24 protein-coding genes are annotated in these 22,324 nt (G+C 43.7%); 13 read left to right on the top strand and 11 right to left on the bottom strand.

Annotated elements, in window-relative coordinates:
* Nucleotides 1-26: 26 nt before the first annotated feature.
* The 12 genes from hyfB (at nucleotide 27) to GFC30_RS08530 (ending at nucleotide 11,529) form a co-directional block, all read left to right on the top strand.
* Nucleotides 27-2,045 (top strand): hydrogenase 4 subunit B, encoded by a 2,019-nt coding sequence (gene hyfB, locus GFC30_RS08585; protein WP_066324334.1) that lies wholly within the window; start codon nucleotides 27-29, stop codon nucleotides 2,043-2,045.
* 72 nt (nucleotides 2,046-2,117) lie between these two features.
* On the top strand, nucleotides 2,118-3,038 hold the full coding sequence (locus tag GFC30_RS08580) for a respiratory chain complex I subunit 1 family protein (protein ID WP_084256247.1): 921 nt from the start codon (nucleotides 2,118-2,120) through the stop codon (nucleotides 3,036-3,038).
* Between the two features lie 12 nt (nucleotides 3,039-3,050).
* Entirely contained in the window at nucleotides 3,051-3,686 is a 636-nt protein-coding gene (locus GFC30_RS08575) for a hydrogenase (protein ID WP_066324330.1), read from the top strand.
* Nucleotides 3,687-3,691: 5 nt separating this feature from the next.
* A complete protein-coding gene (locus tag GFC30_RS08570) occupies nucleotides 3,692-5,161 on the top strand; it encodes a hydrogenase 4 subunit F (protein WP_084256245.1) in 1,470 nt (489 codons plus the stop codon).
* Nucleotides 5,161-6,750: a hydrogenase large subunit gene (locus tag GFC30_RS08565; protein WP_066324322.1), complete on the top strand. Its 1,590-nt coding sequence runs from the start codon at nucleotides 5,161-5,163 to the stop codon at nucleotides 6,748-6,750. Before GFC30_RS08570 ends, GFC30_RS08565 begins: the two co-directional genes overlap by 1 nt.
* Nucleotides 6,751-6,764: 14 nt before the next feature.
* Complete coding sequence (locus GFC30_RS08560) at nucleotides 6,765-7,127, top strand: 4Fe-4S binding protein (RefSeq protein WP_066324320.1); 363 nt, start codon at nucleotides 6,765-6,767, stop codon at nucleotides 7,125-7,127.
* Nucleotides 7,128-7,131: 4 nt separating this feature from the next.
* Nucleotides 7,132-7,626: an NADH-quinone oxidoreductase subunit B family protein gene (locus GFC30_RS08555; protein ID WP_066324317.1), complete on the top strand. Its 495-nt coding sequence runs from the start codon at nucleotides 7,132-7,134 to the stop codon at nucleotides 7,624-7,626.
* Entirely contained in the window at nucleotides 7,623-7,955 is a 333-nt protein-coding gene (locus tag GFC30_RS08550; protein ID WP_066324312.1) for an ArsR/SmtB family transcription factor, read from the top strand. Before GFC30_RS08555 ends, GFC30_RS08550 begins: the two co-directional genes overlap by 4 nt.
* A 96-nt stretch (nucleotides 7,956-8,051) precedes the next feature.
* Nucleotides 8,052-8,408: a hypothetical protein gene (locus tag GFC30_RS08545; RefSeq protein WP_066324309.1), complete on the top strand. Its 357-nt coding sequence runs from the start codon at nucleotides 8,052-8,054 to the stop codon at nucleotides 8,406-8,408.
* A 57-nt stretch (nucleotides 8,409-8,465) separates the two neighbouring features.
* Nucleotides 8,466-8,834, top strand: coding sequence for a septation ring formation regulator EzrA (locus GFC30_RS08540; protein WP_066324306.1), 369 nt, complete (start codon nucleotides 8,466-8,468; stop codon nucleotides 8,832-8,834).
* Between the two features lie 313 nt (nucleotides 8,835-9,147).
* Nucleotides 9,148-10,266, top strand: coding sequence for a glutamate 5-kinase (gene proB, locus GFC30_RS08535; protein WP_066324303.1), 1,119 nt, complete (start codon nucleotides 9,148-9,150; stop codon nucleotides 10,264-10,266).
* A gap of 21 nt (nucleotides 10,267-10,287) precedes the next feature.
* The gene (locus tag GFC30_RS08530) at nucleotides 10,288-11,529 is read left to right on the top strand and encodes a glutamate-5-semialdehyde dehydrogenase (RefSeq protein WP_066324300.1); all 1,242 of its coding nucleotides are present in this window, start codon (nucleotides 10,288-10,290) and stop codon (nucleotides 11,527-11,529) included.
* A gap of 38 nt (nucleotides 11,530-11,567) precedes the next feature.
* Here GFC30_RS08530 and GFC30_RS08525 read toward each other — a convergent pair whose 3' ends face one another.
* The 4 genes from GFC30_RS08525 to GFC30_RS08510 are packed head-to-tail and all read right to left on the bottom strand — an operon-like array spanning nucleotide 11,568 to nucleotide 15,157.
* On the bottom strand, nucleotides 11,568-12,287 hold the full coding sequence (locus GFC30_RS08525) for an IucA/IucC family C-terminal-domain containing protein (RefSeq protein WP_238583472.1): 720 nt from the start codon (nucleotides 12,285-12,287) through the stop codon (nucleotides 11,568-11,570).
* Nucleotides 12,284-13,096: an ABC transporter ATP-binding protein gene (locus tag GFC30_RS08520; protein ID WP_066324294.1), complete on the bottom strand. Its 813-nt coding sequence runs from the start codon at nucleotides 13,094-13,096 to the stop codon at nucleotides 12,284-12,286. Before GFC30_RS08520 ends, GFC30_RS08525 begins: the two co-directional genes overlap by 4 nt.
* Nucleotides 13,097-13,109: 13 nt before the next feature.
* Nucleotides 13,110-14,162: a FecCD family ABC transporter permease gene (locus GFC30_RS08515; RefSeq protein ID WP_066324293.1), complete on the bottom strand. Its 1,053-nt coding sequence runs from the start codon at nucleotides 14,160-14,162 to the stop codon at nucleotides 13,110-13,112.
* Nucleotides 14,159-15,157: a FecCD family ABC transporter permease gene (locus tag GFC30_RS08510; protein ID WP_066324291.1), complete on the bottom strand. Its 999-nt coding sequence runs from the start codon at nucleotides 15,155-15,157 to the stop codon at nucleotides 14,159-14,161. Before GFC30_RS08510 ends, GFC30_RS08515 begins: the two co-directional genes overlap by 4 nt.
* A gap of 201 nt (nucleotides 15,158-15,358) precedes the next feature.
* Between GFC30_RS08510 and GFC30_RS08505 the strand changes: the two genes are divergently transcribed.
* The gene (locus GFC30_RS08505; protein ID WP_066324289.1) at nucleotides 15,359-16,324 is read left to right on the top strand and encodes an ABC transporter substrate-binding protein; all 966 of its coding nucleotides are present in this window, start codon (nucleotides 15,359-15,361) and stop codon (nucleotides 16,322-16,324) included.
* Nucleotides 16,325-16,358: 34 nt separating this feature from the next.
* On the opposite strand, the gene GFC30_RS17465 is transcribed toward GFC30_RS08505, so the two are convergent.
* The 7 genes from GFC30_RS17465 to GFC30_RS08470 all read right to left on the bottom strand — a co-directional run bounded on the left by GFC30_RS17465 (nucleotide 16,359) and on the right by GFC30_RS08470 (nucleotide 22,320).
* Complete coding sequence (locus tag GFC30_RS17465; protein ID WP_238583471.1) at nucleotides 16,359-16,499, bottom strand: hypothetical protein; 141 nt, start codon at nucleotides 16,497-16,499, stop codon at nucleotides 16,359-16,361.
* A gap of 321 nt (nucleotides 16,500-16,820) precedes the next feature.
* Nucleotides 16,821-17,654 carry a 5'-3' exonuclease gene (locus tag GFC30_RS08495; protein WP_066324283.1) on the bottom strand — a complete coding sequence of 278 codons (834 nt, stop codon included), beginning with the start codon at nucleotides 17,652-17,654 and terminating at the stop codon, nucleotides 16,821-16,823.
* Nucleotides 17,655-17,955: 301 nt separating this feature from the next.
* Complete coding sequence (locus GFC30_RS08490) at nucleotides 17,956-19,326, bottom strand: IS1380 family transposase (protein WP_066324281.1); 1,371 nt, start codon at nucleotides 19,324-19,326, stop codon at nucleotides 17,956-17,958.
* 166 nt (nucleotides 19,327-19,492) lie between these two features.
* Nucleotides 19,493-19,696 carry a hypothetical protein gene (locus GFC30_RS08485; protein WP_066324278.1) on the bottom strand — a complete coding sequence of 68 codons (204 nt, stop codon included), beginning with the start codon at nucleotides 19,694-19,696 and terminating at the stop codon, nucleotides 19,493-19,495.
* 5 nt (nucleotides 19,697-19,701) lie between these two features.
* A complete protein-coding gene (locus GFC30_RS08480; protein WP_025948820.1) occupies nucleotides 19,702-20,004 on the bottom strand; it encodes a ferredoxin family protein in 303 nt (100 codons plus the stop codon).
* Nucleotides 19,986-21,281: an FAD-dependent oxidoreductase gene (locus GFC30_RS08475; RefSeq protein ID WP_066324276.1), complete on the bottom strand. Its 1,296-nt coding sequence runs from the start codon at nucleotides 21,279-21,281 to the stop codon at nucleotides 19,986-19,988. Before GFC30_RS08475 ends, GFC30_RS08480 begins: the two co-directional genes overlap by 19 nt.
* Nucleotides 21,274-22,320, bottom strand: a complete 1,047-nt coding sequence (locus GFC30_RS08470) for an electron transfer flavoprotein subunit alpha/FixB family protein (protein ID WP_066324274.1) — start codon at nucleotides 22,318-22,320, stop codon at nucleotides 21,274-21,276. Before GFC30_RS08470 ends, GFC30_RS08475 begins: the two co-directional genes overlap by 8 nt.
* Nucleotides 22,321-22,324: the final 4 nt, after the last annotated feature.

Genomic DNA, 22,324 nt, shown 5'->3' with positions numbered 1-22,324 from the left:
CTATACGTTTATTTAGAGGTGATAAGATGGAAGACTTTGCAACGCACCTGTTTGTGCTGTCGCTATTTCTTTTTATCTTTGGCGCATTCGGTGCCCTTTGTTTTAGTCGACATGCGAAATTGGCAAATGTTCTCGCCCATTGCAGTTCTTTTCTTGGCGGATTGGTCGGAGCAACAACTGCTGTGCTCGTTTTATCGACAAAGCAATCGATCGTCGTTACTGCATGGGTCATCATGTCTGACGTTGTTTTGCGGTTTAAAATCGATATGCTTTCCGCCTATTTTCTCTTTGTTGTTTCATTAGTAACCGTCGCTGTGTCGCTTTATTCGCTTGGATACGTCACAGAATATTACGGAAAAAAGTCAGTTGGTCTTCTTGGTAGTGGATTGAACCTATTTGTACTATCGATGATTGCTGTCATCACGGTCGATCATAGCGTGTCGTTTTTAATTGCGTGGGAACTTATGTCGCTTCTTTCTTTTTTCTTAGTCATGGTTGAACATGAAAAAGCGGAAACTCGTAAGGCAGGATACGTCTATGTTGTCATGACCCACTTTGGCACAGTTTTTATTATTCTTTCGTTTTTAATACTCTTTTTCTTTACAAACCAGCTCGATTTTTCGTCGTTTACGCAAATGGCGGCTCATTTGCCAGCTTCCGTTAAAAACATCGTTTTTCTCCTGTCGTTCATCGGGTTTGGGACGAAAGCAGGAATGATTCCGCTACACGTGTGGCTGCCGAGGGCGCATCCAGCTGCGCCAAGTCATGTGTCCGCCTTAATGTCTGCCGTTATGATTAAAACGGCGATTTATGGATTGCTTCGGGTGAACTATGACTTTTTAAAAGGTGGAGCGACATGGTGGGGGGCAGTCGTGCTTGGGATTGGCATCCTCTCTGCCGTGTTTGGCATTTTATTTGGAGTAGCGGAAAATGATATGAAGCGTTTTCTTGCGTTTAGCAGTGCGGAAAATATCGGGATTATCTTTATGGGATTAGGAGCTTCCCTTTTGTTCCGCTCGTATCATGAGCCACTCTTAGGGGCGTTAGCGTTGACGGCACTTTTATATCATGTATTAAACCATGCCATTTTTAAAGGATTGTTATTTATGGGAGCAGGCTCTGTTCTGTATGCGACGCACACGAAAAATATTAACGAACTAGGCGGGCTTATCCGGTTCATGCCGTGGACCGCTGTCTTCTTTCTCATCGGCGGCATGTCGCTTGCTGCTTTCCCACCGTTCAACGGGTTTATGAGTGAATGGGCGACGTTTCAATCGTTGCTTCACCTTTCGTTTTCGCTCCATTCCCCTATTTGGAAGACCGTTGGCGGCCTTGCAGCTGCAGCGCTCGGCTTGACAGGAGCGTTGGTTGCGGGAAGTGTCGTGAAACAGTTCGGTACTGCGTTTCTCGCCTTGCCGCGTACACCACACGCTATAAAAGCAAAAGAAGTACCGCTTGTTATGCGCCTTGGGATGGGCATGCTTGCCTGCGGGGTCGTCGTTTTCGGCGTATGGCCAGGATTGGTCTTACGTATGACAAACACAGCTGCTGAAAGCTACTTTCATCAATCATTAACCGGTCGCGCGATGTTGTACGTCCCGTTTCACCGTTCGGGCGAGTCCATTTCCCTTGGAGGGATAGCGATTATTTTCTTTGCTATACTTCTTTTACTAATTGCGGTGCTTCGCGCATCGGTCGGAAAAAGCAACAATCACTACGATGAAACGTGGAACTGTGGAACGCCGCTCGTTCCATCAATGGAATATACTGGTACATCCTATTCGCACCCTGTGTTAATGATTTTCAAGCGGATTTATGGAATCAAGCGAAAGGTAGACATCCAAGGAGAATACACGTATTATCCGAAACGGATTCGCCACCGGCTAAAAACGGAAGCAATCATCGAAACAAAGCTATACCGTCCGCTCATTCGCGGTACTGTTTCGTTGTCCCAACGGTTGCGAACCATTCAAAACGGAAACTTGCAAAGCTATTTAGCTTATATGATTATCACATTGATCGTGTTGTTGTTATGGATTCGATAACGGAAGGAGGAATGAAGAAGCCGTAAGCTATTAGCGGCTATCTTCGCAACATAAATGGGCTGGACTTTTTCGATGTTTTTACAGGCGGTAATTATCATTTTGCTTGCCCCGTTTATTCAAGGGGTTATTAAAAAAACGAAAGCGCGCATGCAAAACCGGATTGGACCAAGCGTTTGGCAACCATATTATGATGTCATGAAGTTTATGAAAAAAGATGCCGTTCTTTCGCGCCATTCGTCATGGCTATCGATCGTTACGCCGTATGTCGTCTTTGTATCGATTGTAACGGCAGGGATTTTTATTCCTACTTATACCGTTAACAATGACTGGCATTTCATCGGCGATGTCATTCTTGTCGTTTATTTGTTTGGCGTTGCACGCTTTTTTACTGCGCTTACTGCTCTTGATGCTGGAGGCTCGTTCGGCGGCATGGGGTCAAGCCGCGAAATGGCGTTGTCTGCGATTGCGGAGCTAGCATTATTGTTATCGTTGTTTGCTGTTTGTTTATCGAGCGAAACGATGAAGCTTCCTAATCTTGTCGTTTCGCTCACACATAACGGCTGGGATTGGTTTACCCCATCGTATGGGCTTGCGTTTTTCGCCATGCTTATCGTCGTCATTGCAGAAACAGGACGCATTCCGGTGGACAATCCGGATACTCATTTAGAGTTGACGATGGTTCACGAAGGAATGTTACTTGAATATTCCGGTCGGTATTTAGGATTAATGATGTGGGCAGCACAAATAAAACAGCTATTGTTTTTAAGTCTTTTTATCAGTTTATTTTTCCCGTGGGGGATAGCTGCGTCAGGAGATATATTACAAACGTCCTTATCCTTTTTACTATACGTAGGAAAACTAATAGTTCTCGCTATGCTTCTTGCGTTCATTGAAACGATGTATGCCAAAATTCGGCTGTTTAAAGTACCAAAACTACTCGGTGCGTCAATGATTTTGTCTTTAATGGCGATTTTGCTTCAGGTGTTTGAATAGGAGGAATGAACGATGGAACAATGGATTGCCTTGCTGCTTCTGATTAGCGCGATTTGGTTATTGCAAATTCGAAAAATAAGCGACTCGGTGCCGATTTTAGCGTTTCAGTCGTTAGTGCTTGCGCTAACAGCAGGAGCGATGTGGTATCAAACGAAACTTTCCCACTTGCTCGTGGCAGCGTTATTAACGTTGGTTGTCAAAGCAATGATTATTCCAGCTATTTTGCATTACACCATCAAAAAAATTGATGTGCACCGACAAGTAGAGCGCGTGACGTCTAAATACGCGGCACTTTTAATTGCCACTATTTTGTCGGTAGCTGGATTTTACGTTACTTCCCGCCTTCACCTTCCGAGTACAAAATTTGGCGAACCGTATCTTCCAGTATCGATTACGTTCGTCTTTCTTGGCGCGTTTATTATGATCGACCATAAAAAGGCGCTCATGCAAGGAATCGGACTCATTACGATTGAAAACGGCTTGTTTTTAGTAGCGCAATCCATTAGCTACGGCATGCCGATGATGGTGGAGTTAGGGATTTTCTTTGATATGCTCGTAACAGTCGTCATTATCGGAATTTTATCATTCCGTATTCATTCAACATTTGAAAGTTTGAATATCGAAAAAATGAGTAACTTGAAGGGATGATTGACATGGGAGAAGTTTCGTTGCTGCTCATCATTCCTTTGGTGACAGCAGTGCTTTGCTGGAAAATAAACGTTCGCGTTGGTGAAAAACTGCAAGTAATCACTACGTTGTTCAACGTAGTTGTTGGTCTTTTTATCGCCAAAACTGTATTTTTTCATGCACCAATAACCGGCTGGCATCGCCTAATCTACATCGATGCTTTAAGTGCTTTCAATATCCTACTAATTGTGCTGATTGGATTTGTTGCTTCCCTCTATTCAGTTGGATATATGAACCACGAGGTAGCGGAGAAAATCATTGGCGATAATAAAGTGCGGCATTATTATTTATGGTTTCATCTTTTTCTCGGAACGATGCTAGCCGTCAGTGTTGTCAATAACCTTGGATTTCTCTGGGTCGGTATCGAATTGACGACGTTAGTGTCCGCTCTTTTAGTCGCTTTTTATCGAAAAGGGACGTCGCTAGAAGCCGCGTGGAAATATTTAATCATGGGAAGCGTTGGTATCGCCTTTGCATTACTAGGAATTATTTTTCTTTATTTATCCGGGGGAGATTTATTTGGAGAAAGCACGGATGCATTAAATTGGACCGTATTACATCAAGCAGCTAAACACCTTAATCCGCAATGGACGCTTATTGCATTCATTTTTGTGTTAGTTGGTTTCGGGACAAAGGCCGGACTAGCCCCGATGCATTTTTGGCTACCAGATGCACATAGCCAAGCTCCTTCGCCAGTCAGTGCGGTATTATCAGGGGTATTATTGAATACAGCGCTTTATGGCATTTTCCGCATATATACGATCACCAATACTACGCTAGATGGAAAAGCAGCGCCATATTTAATCGTTTTTGGGCTATTTTCGATTGCGATTACCGTTCCATTCATGCTCGTCCAACATGATCTGAAACGGATGCTCGCTTACTCTAGCGTCGAGCATATGGGCATTATTACGCTCGGTGTTGGCATTGGTGGAGCGCTCGGTCTTTATGGCGCTGTCCTTCATATGTTTCATCATTCTATGGCAAAGTCATTATTGTTTTTTACTGCTGGAAACATTACACAAAACTATCATTCGAAACGAATGGAACGGATTTCTGGTGTATTAAAAACGATGCCTATTACAGGAAGCATTTTTTTAATTGCAGCGTTTGCGATTACTGGAACACCACCGTTTAATGTTTTTGTTAGTGAATTTACAATTATGCGCGCTGGATTCCAGAGTGGACATTTCGTAGCGACTGTTTCGTTCCTTTTATTTGTTGTTCTTATTTTTTCTGGGATGATGTATTATGTCGTGCGAATGGCGTTCGGAGAAGCACCGACGAAAGTAGAAAAAAAAGAAATGAATCGCTGGTCAACAGCTGCACTCTTTATTCCATTAATAGCCGTTATCGTTTTCGGGTTATACGTTCCACCGTTCTTTCAAGAAGTCATTCAACAAGTGACGGTTGTGTTACAAGGAGGAAAATTGTGATGGAAAAAACGGCAAAACAATGGCTTTCGCGAATCAAACAACAGCTCGGAAAGAAAATACGTGCTGTCGAACAAAACGGCGCGCAAGAAACGGTTATGCTTGTAGAAAAAACAGTACTTCCTGATGTCTGTTATTTCCTTTGGCACGAGAAGAAAGGACGATTATTTACGATGGTCGGAAATGACGAGCGGGATATTCACGGTTTTTTCGCATTATATTATGTATTTTCCTTCGATTCTTTTCGTCATTTCATCACAGTGAAAACGCTAATTGACCCACTTGACCCGACGTTTCCATCCGTTGCGGTGCAGTTGCCAGCAGCGAATTGGTATGAACGGGAAGTAAAGGATTTGTTAGGGCTTAGACCACAAGGACATCCGGATCCTCGCCCGCTCATTTTGCACGGCGATTGGCCGGAAGATCTTCATCCTTTAAGAAAAGAGTTTCCACTCGACCGACACGCCCCGCGCGTCCAAAGTCGAGAAGCGTTTATGCCGTACGACAGCGAAGACGTGACAGAAATACCGGTTGGGCCGATTCATGCAGGTATTATTGAACCAGGGCATTTCCGTTTCGGAGCAGTTGGCGATACGATTTTGCATTTAGATGCCCGGTTATTTTTTACACATCGTGGCTTAGAAAAAGCAAGCGAAGGAATGCCGCTAGAAAAAGCATTATTTCTTGCAGAGCGAATATGCGGCGTTTGCGCGCTTTCGCACAGCGTAGCGTTTGCTCAAGCGGTAGAACGTCTAGGGGAAGTGATGATTCCACCCCGTGCCGCCTATTTACGAACACTGTTTTTAGAACTGGAACGGTTGTATAACCATATCGGTGATGTCGGGAACGTATGCGCTGGATTTGGATTTGCGGTCGGAATTAGCCAAGGAGCGCGCTTAAAAGAAATAATGCAACAATTAAATGAACGCATTGTTGGCCATCGTTATTTACGTGGGGTCGTTCGCCTTGGTGGGGTAAGAATCGATATAACCGAACGAGAGAAAGAAGATATTGTACAAACATTAGCGTACGTCAAAAAAGAGTTCGAAGAGCTCGTCGACTTGTTGTTTTCTCATGATATTGTTATGAATCGAATGGCGACGACCGGTGTCCTTTCCTTAGAGCATGTTCATCAGTTAGAAGTTGTCGGCGTAGCTGCTAGAGCATCAGGGCGATCGGTCGATATTCGGCGCGATCAGCCGTACGCCGCCTATGATCGTGTTCCATTTCACGTTCCAGTTTACGAGGCTGGTGACGTTCTTGCTAGGGTTCGCGTTCGCATAGATGAAGTGTCAGAATCGATCGCAATTATTGAAAAGCTATTGCACTCCCTTCCTAACGGCGATACGTTCACTCCCCTTCCACCGCTACCGCCGTATCGTTCGTCAATGGGATGGTGCGAGTCGCCGCGGGGAGAAACAGTGCATTGGCTAATGGTTGGTCCAGATCAAACGATTTACCGATATCGAATTCGCTCAGCTACCTATAGTAACTGGCCTGCGGTTCCGCTTGCAGTAAAAGGAAATATCGTTCCTGATTTTCCGCTCATTAATAAAAGTTTTGAGCTTTGCTATGCTTGCTGCGACCGATAAAAGGAGGAATAAAAATGTTTGATATTATTAAGAAAATATGGAAAACAAAAACGGTAACAAAAACGGACTTATTCATAGACGCTCCTGAACGTTTTCGTGGAAAACCGATTTTGGTTTCGAATGAATGCACCGGTTGCCAAGCATGCACCATAGCATGCCCTGCAAAAGCAATCGCGCTCGAACAAAACGGCGATGCCATTTCCGTCTCTTTATTTTATACTACTTGTATTTTTTGTGGCATTTGTGCAGAGGTATGTGAAATGAACGCCATTCAGATTACAAACGAGTATCGGTTAGCGACAAAAAACAAAGACGAACTAACCGTAAAGAAACAAACAACTTTTGCGAAACTTTTAACAGCGGGAAAGGAAGTATGATACAATGAAAAGCGGAAAAGAGCAAACAGCTGATTTGCGATGGACGCTACAAAAAAGAATGAAAGAAGTGCTCGGACGGTCGCTGCATATTCGCCATGTTGATTCCGGTTCTTGTAACGGCTGCGATTTTGAAATGAATACATTGACAAACCCGATTTACGATATTCAACGGTTTGGAGTAGATTTTGTCGCCTCCCCTCGCCATGCAGATATGCTAATGGTGACTGGGGGTGTAACGAGACATTTAGAAGAGGCGCTTATAAAAACGTACAACGCTGCTTCCGAGCCAAAAATGGTCGTCGCTATCGGTGCATGTGCATGCGGAGGAGGAATTTTCGGACGCACTTATGCCAACTATGGCGGTGTCGATCAAATCGTCCCTGTTTATGTTTATGTACCTGGTTGCCCTCCACGACCAGAAGCAATCATCGAAGGAATTTTGCTAGCGCTCGATCGATATGAAGAGTTATCAAGAAATAAAGGAGAGAAGATGCATTGAATTTAGAACTGCAGCAATTTAAAGCGGATTTTTTCAAAGCGCTCGCCCACCCGTTACGAATTCGCATTTTAGAATTATTGTGTGAAGGCGATAAAAACGTCAACGAACTGCAAACGCTGATCGGCAGTGAAGGGTCCGCTGTTTCGCAACAACTGGCGATCTTGCGAAGCAAAAACATTGTCTACGGAACGAAGGACGGAAACCGCGTCGTCTATTCTTTACGCGATCCGATGATTAAAGAACTGTTAGCCATCGCGCGGCAAATTTTTAACAACCATTTGATCGACACGATCTCGATGCTAGATAAATTTAACGACGAAGCCGAATAAGAAAAACCCCTCATTGATTTGCAAGATGAGGGGCTTTTCTTTCTCTTTTCTCTCGCATTTTCTTCTTTTATAATAGGGAAAGGGAGGTGAACAAGAGTGGAAAAAGAAACGATTGTAAAAGAAATTGTCAAAGCGCTCGAGTTATTCTCAGACAAAATTCATCACGAAATGCGAGAGATGGGACAACAACTCCGTGCGGAAATGCAAGACATGGGACAGCAACTTCGTGCGGAAATGCAGGAGATCCGTTCAGAAATCCGCGGCGTTGAAAGCAAGTTAGAAGCAAAAATCGACGCTCTCAAGCAAGAAATGAACGAACAATTTCAGCAACTAAACGAAAAAGTCGATCAGTTACGCGACGAACTAACCGACACGCAAGAAACCGTTGATTTGCTTTCTTCCAAAACGCTCCAGCATGAACGAAAACTTCGCAGTCTTTATCGCCAATCATAGTCCCTCACGTTCTCTACAGATCGTTTATCGCTATTTTACACGAGGAAGGAGAAAATAATGGAACAACACATATTGTTACAGGAAATTGTCAAAGCGCTCGAATTATTTTCGGAAAAAATTCACCATGAAATGCAAGAATTGGGCGATCAACTCCGTGCAGAAATGCAGGAAATGGGCAATCAGCTCCGTGCAGAAATGCAGGAAATGGGCGATCAGCTCCGTGCAGAAATGCAGGAAATGGGCGATCAGCTCCGTGCGGAAATGCAAGAGTTTCGTGCGGAAGTGAATGAGCGGTTTGATCGACTTGACACGAAAATCGCCAGCTTGCGCATTGAGCTAACCGAAACGCAAGAAACGGTTGATTTTCTCTCATCGAAAACGATTCAGCATGAGCGAAAATTCCGTAGTTTCTATGGACAGTCGTAAAACTTAGTCTTGACAAAATGAAAATTTCCGTAGATAATTCTGAAAAAATCGGTTATATCGAAAACGGTACGGGACGAGTAAATCGATGGAACGTGCAAGAGAGTGGAACTCACAGGCTGGAAGGTTCCTCACGGAAAGTCGGTTGAACCTACCCTATACGGCCGCTTATGCAAACATAAGCCGTCTCCCCACGTTACGGGGCAAGAGTTGGGCGCTATGCGCCAAAAAAGGTGGTACCGCGGAAACGACGCTTTTCCGTCCTTTTTCTATAAGGACGAAAAAGCGTTTTTATTTTTTGGAAAGGAGTGAGATCGTGAAAAAGAAGCGAATTGTCGTCAAAATTGGCAGTAGCTCATTAACGGAAAAAAACGGGACGCTCTCGGAACAAAAGCTTCGTGAACATGTTGAAGCACTTACTTATGTCAAACAGCTCGGACATGATGTCATTCTTATTTCATCGGGGGCAGTAGCAGCCGGTTTCGGTTTGCTTGGGTATCGTTCGCGACCAAAAACGATCGCTGGAAAACAAGCAGCTGCCGCAGTCGGCCAAGGGGTGCTCATGCAAAGCTACATTTCAGCCTTTCGTTCATTTGGCATCGTCACTGGGCAATTGTTGTTAACGCGCGCCGATTTTTACGATCGAGAGCGATTTCGTAACTTATTCGCGACGATTTCTACATTGTTAGAACGAGGCGTGCTTCCAATCATTAACGAAAACGACTCTGTTTCTGTTGAGGAATTGACGTTTGGCGATAACGATTTATTGTCGGCGCTTGTGGGTGGATTTTTACATGCCGATGCTCTCATCATTTTAACGGACATTAACGGGCTATATGACCAAAACCCGAAACATCCGGAAGCGAAAAAATATCATTTTCTTGCCGAAATTACCAATGAACTCATTGCCCAAGCAGGCGGAAGTGGCTCGGCGGTTGGAACAGGGGGCATGAAATCAAAACTGTTGGCAGCACAAAAGGCGCTTTCTTTCGGTGTTAACGTTTTTATTGGCACAGGGACTGGGAAAGAAAAATTGAAACATATTTTAGAAGGAAAAGGCGATGGGACGTATATCGGCTCTCCTTTTCAAGAACATATGCAAATGCGTAAACAATGGATCGCGTACCATTCCGAAGTCGCAGGTGCAATTGAAATTGATGAAGGAGCAGAAACAGCCCTTTTGCATAAAGGAAAAAGTTTATTACCTGCTGGGGTGACAAATGTGTTTGGTTCATTTCAAGCGCTTGATGTCGTCAATGTCGTCAACCAAAAAGGAGAAATCATTGCGAGAGGGCAAGTATATTACGCCGCTGACGATTTAGCGAAAGTAAAAGGTTTTTCAAGCGAGGAAGCGAAACGATATTCTTTCCACCATCGCCCAGAAGTGATTCATCGCGATAACTTAGTATGCTTAAAAAAGACCTCTATCTGCTAAAAACGAAAGGAGCGAAAATGAATGAGTGAATTAATCGTCAAAGCGAAAAAATTAAAGCAAGCGGCTAGTCAATTAGCAATGTTATCAACAGAAGAAAAAAACAACGCGCTCACGATGATTGCCGAAGCGTTAATTGCGCAAACGGAGTACATTTTACAAGAAAACGAAAAAGACATGGCGATCGGAAAAGGAAACGGGCTCTCTCCTTCATTGCTTGATCGTTTGCAGCTCACGGAAGAACGCATTCAGCAAATCGCTGATGGGGTTCGCCAAGTCGTTGATCTGCCAGATCCGATCGGGGAAACGATAGAAGAATGGACACGACCAAATGGGCTGCTCTTAAAACAAATTCGTGTACCGCTCGGTGTCGTCGGCATGGTGTATGAAGCGCGACCAAATGTCACCGTCGATGCGGCTAGCCTTTGTTTAAAAACGGGAAATGCTGTCTTGCTGCGCGGCAGCTCTTCCGCCATTCACTCGAATAAGGCGCTCGTTTCGGTCATGCAAGCGGCGTTAAAACGGTCGGCCATTCCAGCCGATGCGATTCAACTATTAGAGGATACGAGTCGCGAAACGGCGCAACAAATGTTTCGCCTAAAAGAGTATTTAGACGTACTCATTCCCCGCGGTGGAGCAGGACTTATTCAATCGGTCGTCGAAAACGCAACGATCCCAGTATTAGAAACAGGCGTCGGCAACTGCCATATTTTTATCGACGACTCTGCCAAAAAAGAAATGGCGATCGATATTGTCATAAACGCCAAACTGCAGCGCCCATCCGTCTGTAATGCGGTTGAAACGGTCATCGTTCATAACAAATGGCCATATACAAACGAACTGCTTCACACCTTGCATGAAAAAGGGGTCGAATTGCGTGGCGACAAACAGCTTGCGGCTACATATCCGTTCGTCCGTGAAGCGACAGAAGAAGATTGGGCAACTGAATTTTTAGCCCCTATTTTAGCGGTGAAACTCGTCGAAACGGTGGACGAAGCGATTGAACATATTGAGCGCTATGGCACGAAACATTCCGAAGCGATTATTTCCAAATGTAAGGAACACGTGGAACAATTTTTCGCTCGCATCGATGCCGCTGTATTGTACCATAACGCCTCTACCCGTTTTACCGACGGCGAACAGTTTGGGTACGGTGCCGAAATCGGCATTAGCACGCAAAAACTGCACGCCCGCGGACCGATGGGCTTGCGCGCCATCACGACAACGAAAACGCTTGTGTATGGAAATGGGCAAGTGAGGGAATAAAACCCAGCCCCCACGTGGGGCTGGATCTCTATTTCATGTTATCTAATTGGACATGTTCGACAATGGTCTTGCTTAGCTGTTTGATAAAAAAGACAACACGTTGTTCTTCGAGTACGACTTTCTCCTTTCCAAAAACGATATAACGGATTTTCGGAATATGGTCCGAACAACTTTCCCTCTGCTTTTTGCACAACAAACAGAAAATCGTCATAAATTTGATCACGTACATCACTAAACTGATTTTCTTTTAGTAACGTTTCATATAACCAAATCACATAGACCGCGATGTTCTCCCATAAGATTAATGGTGAAATGTTTGTGATTTTCCGCAATTGCTCAATTAACAAAGCAACATGTTCCGCAAAGAGATGTTGGAGCGTTTGCATGCGCCATTTGTCACGATTTTCACTAACTGTTGTATATGTAAGCAACTCAAAGTGAAAAGTAGGTATCCACAGCGTTGAGTCGTTGTCTGTTTCCATCCATATTTGTTGAAAAGGCAATGGAAGCCGTTTATTCCATACAGACATTGCATATAAAACGATGGCTATAAAAAAGCTATATCTTTTCATGAATATAGAAGCAGAAACTACTTGATTTCGAGCACCAATTTTTTGCTGCACAAGTTGTAAATATATCGCGAGTTCCCTTTCATCATGCAGTTGATCAAGCCGAATAGATAAAGGGGAAATCATACGTTTTTTCGAAAAACGAAATCTCTCTAACTGTTTCACCTCATCTTCAGAAAGATTCATCATGATACTCCTTCCCTATCCAAAAGGTATCTACCTCTTCCATATGGAATACAAAGTGGTGTTCCAAATAAAGGATCATAGATTACTTCACAATCAAGCTGAAAAACATCTTTGACAAGCTCACGTGAAATAATTTTCTCCGGTTTCCCTTGTGCATATACGGTTTTGTCACGGATGGCAACGATATGATGGGCATAACGGCACGCCAAATTTAAATCATGAAGCACCATGACAATCGTTCGCTTTTCTTGTTCATGTAATGTAAACAATAAGTCAAGAATTTCGATTTGATGTGCCACATCTAAATAAGTTGTCGGTTCATCAAGCAAAATGACTTCCGTATGTTGAGCCAATGTCATCGCAATCCATGCACGTTGGCGCTGTCCTCCTGAGAGAGAGTCAACGGAACGCTCCGCGAACTGTATCATACCAGTTGCTTGAAGTGCGCGCTTAACCGCATCTTCATCCTCTTTTGACCATTGTTTTAACCATGTTTGGTGCGGATAACGACCTTGCTTAACAAGTTGCAAAACGGTCAAACTTTCTGGAACGGTTGGCGACTGCGGTAAAATCGCCATCTTTTTTGCTACTTCTTTTGTGGGCATTTTTGTAATCTCTTTTCCCTCAAGTAATACCGTCCCACCAATCGGTTTTAGTAATCTAGCTAACGACCGTAATAACGTTGATTTCCCACATCCATTTGCACCAATGAAAACAGTAATTTCCCCTTTTGGAATGCTCATATTTAGCTCATCGATGACGATTGAGTTTCCATAAGACAGTGTAAGCGACTTTGTTTGTAAAATGGTCATATTTCCCACCCCGCTACGTATTTCGATTTTTATACAACAAATAAATAAAATAAGGGGCTCCAATTGCCGCGGTAAATACACCTGCTGGAACTTCTAGTGGGGTAAACAGTGTCCGTCCCAATAAATCCGCAAGCAACACGAGAATGCCACCTAACAAAGCTGCTATTGGCAGCATCCCTCCAAAAGAAGAAACTACTAATCTTCGTGCCATATGCGGAGCCATCAGTCCGACAAAACCAATTCCTCCAGCAAATGCTACAGCTCCCCCTGTTAGCGCCGTGCTTAATAAAAGAAGAAACAGGCGCTGTTTTTGCAAAGAAACACCTGCGCTGATCGCAAGCTCCTCACCTAATTCTTGAATATTTATTTGTCGAACGGAAATGAAACTAATAAGTAACAATAAAAGAGCCCAAGGTATGAAAATGATGACTTGTTTCCAAGAGGCGCCATATACACTTCCAGTAATCCAAATATTCGCTTGACTCGCCCGATAAATCGGCCCAATGAGCATGAGCATGGTAGTAAAAGCTTGCATGAGCGCAGATATCCCTATCCCGATCAAGACGAGACGAATCGGGGACACCCCGTTTTTCCAGGCTAGCATATACACAAGAAAAACAGCGATCGTCGCCCCTATGAAAGCACCTAAAGGCAACCAGTGAATACTAATGATAAGCGATCCGTTTTTATCACTAAATATCGTTAAAAACAAAACAATGACTACGGCTGCGCCACTTGTCATCCCAAGTACATCTGGAGAAGCGAGCGGATTGCGAATCATTCCTTGAAGAATAGCACCAGCTATAGCTAAAGACATTCCTGCAAAAAAGGCGATAATCATTCGAGGTAAACGAAATGAATAAATTACAATCTCATCCATCTCACTTCCACTACCTAGTAGCGTTTTTATAACATTTACTGGGGAAATATACATTTCTCCAATGCCTGTGCTAAGAAGAAACAAAAAAATAGAAATGATTAGCAGCACTAAGCAAGTGGTCATCGCTTTTTTGTCCATTAAAAATGAAATGTTGTTTCCCATTCGGAATGGTATGTACTTTCTCATTTTAAAATCCCCCTACGGGCAACATAAATAAAAAATGGAACCCCGATAAATGCCGTCATAATTCCGACAGGCACTTCTTGCGGCATTAATATATACCGAGCTCCAATGTCGGCAAAGTTCAAGAGGCTTCCCCCAATGAACGCACAATACGGCAACAACCAACGATGATCATTCCCGACAAATGCTCGAGCAATATGGGGAACAATAATTCCTATAAAACCTATTGGCCCAGCTACTGCCACAGAACTCCCTGCTAACAAAACAATAAAAATAGCCATAATTAACTTGACAAAGTTGGTACGTTGTCCCAATCCTTTTGCTACATCGTCTCCTAGCATGATAATGTTGATCTTTGAAGCTAATAAAAAAGACCCAACCCACGCAATGAGAAAGTAAGGAAGAACAGAAGTTAACATCTCTAACTTTCGTCCTGAAACAGAACCTGCCAGCCAAAACAACACTTCTTCTAATGCTTTTTCATTTGCCACTAATAGCCCTTGTGTCAAAGAAGCAAAAAGTGTCGCTACGGCCGTTCCTGCTAATGTTAATTTAATCGGGGTCATCCCTTCTTTTCCAACTGAGCTGATGATAAATACAATGATCGCTGCAAGCGCAGCGCCAATTAAAGCAAGCAATGAGAACATATAAAGGGAACTAACTTGAAAGAAGGTTACACATAACACAATTAGAAACCCCGCCCCTGCATTAATTCCAAAAATTCCAGGCGAAGCGAGGGGATTTTTAGTTAAAGCCTGCATCAGTGCCCCTGCCATGGCTAAACTTGCCCCAACAGCTGCGCCGATGAGGGCACGTGGCAAACGAACCGTATTAATAACAAGATGTTCATTAGAAATACCTTTATTCATCAGCGCCTCGATTGCCGTTTGGTAGCTTGTATCTGTGTAGCCATAAATGATGCTCATCCCCATACTAATAAAAAATGTAAGTACAAGTAAAAGCAGTCCAACAAACCGTTTTGTACTGTTTTCTAACATTGTAGATAATCTCCTTACTATGATTTGTAGCCTCATATAAAGTCTATTTGATATCGAATATCAGTGTCAATTAATTTATTAGATTATTTGAAATCTCGAAAAGTCAATTATAATTCAATTATATTTTAATTGACAATGATTATCATTAGTATTATTATTTTGTTCGTTAACGAAAATCATTTTCAATAAGGAGGCATACATATGAAAAAATTTTCTTTTATGCTGGCAATGATGATTGTTCTTCTTTTCGTTCTCAGCGCTTGCAACGGTTCGAGCGAAAAAACAACTACAAAACAGGATGAAAAGAAAACAGAAAAACCTGTAAGTTATACAGTCGAGCATGCGATGGGCACAACCGAAATAAAAAGTACACCTAAACGCGTTGTTATTTTAACGAACGAAGGAACAGAAGCTTTATTAGCATTAGGTATAAAACCAGTCGGTGCTGTTAAATCGTGGCTTGGAGATCCTTGGTATGATCATATTAAAGATCAAATGGATGACGTAAAGGAGATTGGAACAGAAAGTGAGCCAAGTTTAGAAGCAATCGCTTCATTAAAGCCAGACTTAATTATTGGTAACAAATTGCGCCAAGAAAAAATTTATGAGCAATTAAACGCTATTGCTCCAACTGTTTTTTCTGAAACGTTAAAAGGAAACTGGAAAGAAAACTTCATGCTCTATGCAAAAGCAGTCAATAAAGAAGAGAAAGGAAAAGAAATCATGTCCGCGTACGACCAACGTATTGAAGCTCTAAAAGCGAAGTTAGGAGACAAGCTACAGATGAAAGTTTCCATCGTCCGCTTTATGGCTGGAGACGTACGCATTTATCACAAAGACTCCTTCTCTGGTGTTATTTTAGATCAACTAGGATTTGCACGCCCTGAGTCACAAAACATCAACGATTTTGCGGAAAAAGGGGTAACAAAAGAACGAATTCCGGCAATGGATGGCGATATTCTCTTTTATTTTACATATGAAGAAGGAGACGGAGCAGCTACAAAAGTAGAAGATGAATGGATTAACGATCCGCTTTTCAAAAATTTAAACGTAGCGAAACAAGGAAAAGTGTACAAAGTGAGTGACGCCATTTGGAATACAGCTGGTGGGGTTCTCGCTGCGAACTATATGCTTGATGATATTGAAAAATATTTCCTAAACCAATAGGCCTATACAAAAACCAGCCTCCACGTGGGGCTGGTTAAAACATATTTAATAACTTTTTCCATTCTTCATAGTACACTTCTTTCGGAACCTTATACCACGTATGAATTTTATTGTATTCACAATGATAATCGTTCCCTTCTAAAATATACATATAGTCACGTTTTTCGAAAATCATAATATGCCATCCTTGTTCAAGGTCAAAAAAAGGACGATCACTTGTACCGTTTGGAATATCATGTTCATCCCAATCGACTAACAATTTCTCTACAAAATCCCACCATGGAAATGAAGTGAGAATTTCATTCTGCTTCGCACTATAGAAAAAAAGATGTTTTCCCCATGTCTTGTGACTTTTAACTGTCACTATGATTTCAAAGTCATCAATGATCGGAAACGACTTCAAATCCAGTGTTTTTAGGGAATTTTCACATACATTTAGCACCTTTTTATTGTTTAACGTCCGACTTTTCCTTCTACTAACATGATTTACTCCACCTTACCGAATCGCTTCTAACACTTCCGCAAACCGCTTACGCTCATCATGCCATTTCGCCTCTTCCAACTCTAATTGAATCGGAATGTCACAATGAATGGCTGCGAGTTTGCGCGATAAATGAAGCAAGTCGAGATGTGTTGTTATTTTTTGTTGCTGTGCTTTTGTTAAGTTTGCTAAATTCCCGAGGACTCCTTCAATCGAACCGTATTGTTGAATGAGTTTAAACGCCTGTTTTTCTCCAATGCCACGTACACCTGGGTAATTGTCGCTCGGATCACCCATCAGCGCTTTCACATCAATAAGCTGCTGTGGCTGAATCCCTTTTTCTTGAATAAAGCGTTCGAGCGTATACGCCTCGTAGTTGCCGATGCCTTTTGCCAACAAATAGACGGTGACATGCTCGGAAAGAAGCTGAAATAAATCGCGGTCTCCTGTAATAATAGAAATTTGCATATGTTCGCGATATTGCTTGACGAACGAACCGATGCAGTCGTCCGCCTCCGCACTAAGCACACCGATATTCGGAATACCAAGCATCGCAACGGCTTCTTTTGCTAAATCAAACTGTGGAATTAATTCATGCGGCGGCTCGCCACGATTTGCCTTATAGTCTGGAAACCATTCGGTGCGAAACGTCGTACTCCCCATGTCCCAGCAACAAACGACATGCGTCGGTCGAAGTATATTGGTCGCCGCTTCGATATGCTTTACTACCCCATATACCGCATTCGTCGGCACCCCACGGCTATTCACCATCCATCTCGGCGCTGTCGCATAAAACGACCGAAACAATAACGCCATTCCGTCGATTAATAGTAAATGTTCTCGTTCCATCGTTCTTTTCCTTTCTATCTATCACCTGAATCCGTGACAACTTCTTCTCATAAGTACCCAGAAATCCGATCATATTAAAGTTTTAGCTCATTTTTGTATATTCACCTATTGGGTGAAGGGCAACAAGTAAAATATTTGTTGATTTATTGCGCTTTCTCGGCAGCTTGCACGCGTTTTTATCACGGATTTAGGTTTATTCTCAGAAATGAAACAAATCTCTTTTTTGGGGATGTAAACCAAAAAGAAAAAACAAAAAAGGACAGGGAGTCGAGATGGATATAAAGAATCGAACGATTGTTCGTTACCTTCCTTCTCTCCATTTCATGTAAACGTTCAGAAGCGGCTCGCTATAGCCACTCCTTCGCGTCAACTTCATCCATATCTGTCGCGATCGGCGTACGAGTCGCCCTGCCATCGTGATCACTGTCTGAATGATCGTCTTGATGCGGCGGCGTCTCACTTTGTGATGTAACGGATGGCGTGGATCGCTTAATATGTCTTGCCCGATCAGACGAAGAAGATTGTAAACCAATGCCCCGATGACCAAAACGAGCGCATTCGTTTTCATCTTCCCAGACGGAAGTCGCTCTAAATCGAGATCGCTCTTGAGTTCGCTATGAAACTGCTCGCATGTCGCATGGTCGTGGTACAACGCGAGTATATCTTGCATATGCATGTGGTCATACCCTTCTAAGCGCACCCAATAGCTTTCGACTTCGTAATCAGGAACGAAAAGCAACTGTCCATTTCGTTCCATCGTCCGTTCGGTCACTTGGGTGACTTGGAAGTACGTATGCGTGTTTCCATCGATCGTCATCGTTTGCGGAAGGCATAGCTCGTATGTTTGCACCCCTTCCGTGGAGTCGTCCGTGCGCTTGCCTTTTTGCGAAGCGATTTGAAACCAAAGGGCTTTCGATTCTCGGCGCAAGTTCCGTTTGATGACAAAATCCACGCCTTCTTCGAGGCACACGCGCACATTCGCTTCTGCATCGTTTCCTGCATCCATGCGAACAAGCAGACGAGATGAGGTGAGCGCACGTGCCCGATGGATGGCAGTGGTTAAAAACGACGGCATTCCATCTTGTACGTGTTGTTTTCCTGGGCGCAGCTCCGCGTGGACGATATATCCTTCTTTTCCTGCATACGCAAACAATGGCGTAAAGCCGTCAAATCCTTTATACGTCCGACTGACTCCTTCCTTTTTCGTGTCGGAGTTGTCAAACGGGGAGCCATCTAAATCCAGGGGAACCCATGTCGTCTTTTGTTTTGTCCAACAAGGGGACAAGGTCGCTTGTCGTCGCCTCAATAGGCGCATCGATTCCTCCCAAAGAATCGTGTCTGTCATCGGAAGACAGGCGAGCTGATCCAGTCGCTGCCGTAAAGTCGGAGAGGAAGGCACGTGTTCGATGCCCAGCGATGTCGCAAATAGATCATCATGACGATACGCTTCGATATGATCGAAATCCGTTTTTCCTGTGGCAAGCAAACCGATCATCGAGCGAATGACATCACCATGAGAGATGTGAACATCTCGGCGCACCTGCGGAAGCCGAAGGACGTTTAACCGTTTGTCGAGTTTCGTTTGATGAAGCAAGTAGCCAACGAGGGCAAGCCCAGCACTTGGGGTGATCGCTTCATCTGTCCATACAAACCGAATCGGAAAATCTTTCATGAAATTCACCTACTTGATGAAGAGTCATAAACGTCGTTTTCCCTTATCGTACCAACGGTTTGCGACCATTGTAAAGATGTTTTGCCACGGATTCAGGATAAATAAAAAAATTATATGTCAATCCCTTTTTCGGAATAAATTGTATATAGAAGAACAAAAGACCACCCTACAACAAAGGGTGGCTGACGTTAGAAGAAACGCGAATCGTTTGTTTTTTTGTTAGCTCTTCATCGATTTTTAATAACTCTTTTTTCTCCCAGCTGACGAAGTAATCTTCCCATAAGACGTGGCAACGGTCATCGGTCACTTCTAACACAATTCCTCTCGTTCCATCAAGGGCATAAATGACGCAGTCTCCGATATGAAACATGGCGATCACCCCAAACGGAAGACGATGCCATAGCCGCCGCGTGGATATTCCCATTGAATGTTTTCGTACGGACAGCCGATACGACAGCTTCCGCATTCATGGCATCCTTCGTAGCCGACGTGCATCCGAACTTCTTCCCATTTATACACAGACGCCGGGCAAAAAATCGTACAAATTTTATCTGGACATTTCGTTAAACAAATATTCGGGTCAAGCACGTGAAGATGCGATTTCGTATCCGCGTTAAAACGAACTAAATATTGTTTTTCTTCAATCGTTTGCGCCTTCATCATTTCATCACCTTCCATGCTTTCATCATATCTCGCGCCAGCTTAAACTTTTGTTTCGTCGAGCCGAGATCACGCCAAATTTTTTTCTGTTTTTCCCATTTCGATGCCCCGTCCACCGTAAACATTTGGCTTGCTGCGCGGTTGAGCATCGGGATGTATTGCTCAAAATATTGTGGGAACGATTCAAAATGATGCGTTGCATCTTTGTATTTTTTCAAATCTTGCCCGATAAAGCTTTCCATGAGCTTCATTCGGTATTGGTCGAGCATGCTTTCGGAAAAGTCATTTTGCTCTTTTGCCATGATGATCGTTTCCGCCGCTAATCGACCGGACGTCATCGCCATATTTGAACCTTCGCGGTGAATCGCATTGACAAGCTGTGCCGCATCCCCAACAACGAGCACCCCGTTGCCCGCGACTTTCGGAATCGAATGATAGCCCCCTTCTGGAATCAAGTGCGCCAAATATTCGACCGGCTCGCTCCCTTGAATGTATGGGCGAATCATCGGGTGGTTTTTCACATATTCCAGCAAGTCGTACGGTTTCATTTTATGCTTAATCAGCCCTGATAATAGCGTACCGACGCCGATGCTAAGCGTATCTTTATTCGTATATAAAAATCCAGTACCTACAATTCCTTTCGTCGCATCGCCAAAAATCTCAATCGTACAGCCTTGGTTCGGCTCGAGATTGAAGCGGTCTTCAATCACGTTTTTATCTAGTTTTAAAATTTCCATCGTCGCTAAAGCGACTTCATCTGGCCGCCATTCGCGGTGGAAGCCGAGCTGTTTCGCCAGTAGCGAGTTGACACCGTCAGCCAATACGACCACATCCGCATAAATCTCGCCATCTGGACGATCCGTCCGGACGCCGACGACGCGACCGTTTTCTACAATACATTCGACCGCTACCGTTTCACAAACAAGTAGCGCTCCTTGTTCGACTGCTTTTTCAGCAAACCATTGGTCAAATTTGGCACGCAATACGGTAAAATTGTTATACGGCTCACGCCCCCATTCTAATCCTTTGTAACTAAACGTCACCGCTGATTCTTTATCCATCATCATAAATCGTTGCTCGACAATTGGGCGTTCTAGCGGTGCTTCTTTATAAAACTCTGGAATAATATCTTCCATCATTTTCCGATACAATACGCCGCCCATGACGTTTTTCGCGCCGGGGTATTCGCCACGCTCAAGCAACAGCACGTTTACCCCTGCTTTTGCTAGTTCATATGCACAAGCCGTCCCTGCCGGTCCTGCGCCAACGACGATACAATCAAATTTTTCAGGCATGGCGGATCTCCTCCTTCACATCGGCAGCTGCTTTTACCTTCGGAATTTCTTCTTTGAACCGTTCAATTAACAGCGGGACGATTTCAAACGCATCGCCGACAATGCCGTAGTGGCATGATTGGAAAATAGGCGCGTTTGGGTCTTTATTGATGGCGATAATTAGCTCTGAGTTTTGCATGCCCACAACGTGCTGAATCGCACCAGAAATGCCGATTGCAAAATAAATTTTTGGCGTCACCGTTACGCCAGTTTGTCCGACTTGGTGATGATGGTCAATCCATCCTGCTTCGACGACATCACGGCTCGCCCCAACCGCACCGCCAAGCACCTCTGCCAGCTGATGAATGAGTTGAAACCCTTCTTTACTGCCCATGCCTTTTCCACCAGCAACAATAATATCTGCCTCATCAATTCGCGCTTTTTTCGCCTCTCTTACAATCTCTAATACTTTCGTTCGCATGTCTTCTTCGCGCAACTCAATATGCTCTTCTACTATTTTCCCTGTTCTCGACGGATCTGGTGGTAGCGCTTTCATCACTTTCGGACGAACGGTCGCCATTTGCGGACGATATTTTTTACATAAAATCGTCGCCATAATATTTCCGCCAAACGCTGGGCGACTCGCCAATAATAAACCCGTGTCTTCTTCAATATCGAGTATGGTTGTATCGGCCGTTAAGCCCGTCGGTAAATCAGTTGCAATCGCGCTCGCTAAATCTTTTCCTGTCGGTGTTGCCCCATATAGCAGCACTTCCGGTTTATGTTTCTCGCAACAATCGAGCAATGCGCGCATATATGGCTCCGTTCGATAATATACAAAAATTGGGTTATCGTATACGTAAACGACATCTGCGCCATACGTAAACGCTGTGGAGGCAAGCTGCTTTACGCTGCTTCCAATTAATACGCCTGCCAACTCTGTTTTCCGCTTATCCGCAAGCTGTCTTCCTGCTCCTAATAACTCAAGCGAAACAGGCGCAATATTTCCGTCTTTTACTTCTAAATACACCCATATTCCCCGGTAATCGTCAAAGTTCATGCCC

It is taken from the genome of Anoxybacillus amylolyticus (genome assembly GCF_001634285.1).
GTDB lineage: Bacteria > Bacillota > Bacilli > Bacillales > Anoxybacillaceae > Anoxybacteroides > Anoxybacteroides amylolyticum.
The sequence above is the reverse complement of the archived record's forward strand: the minus strand, read 5'-3'. Positions and strand labels throughout refer to the sequence as shown.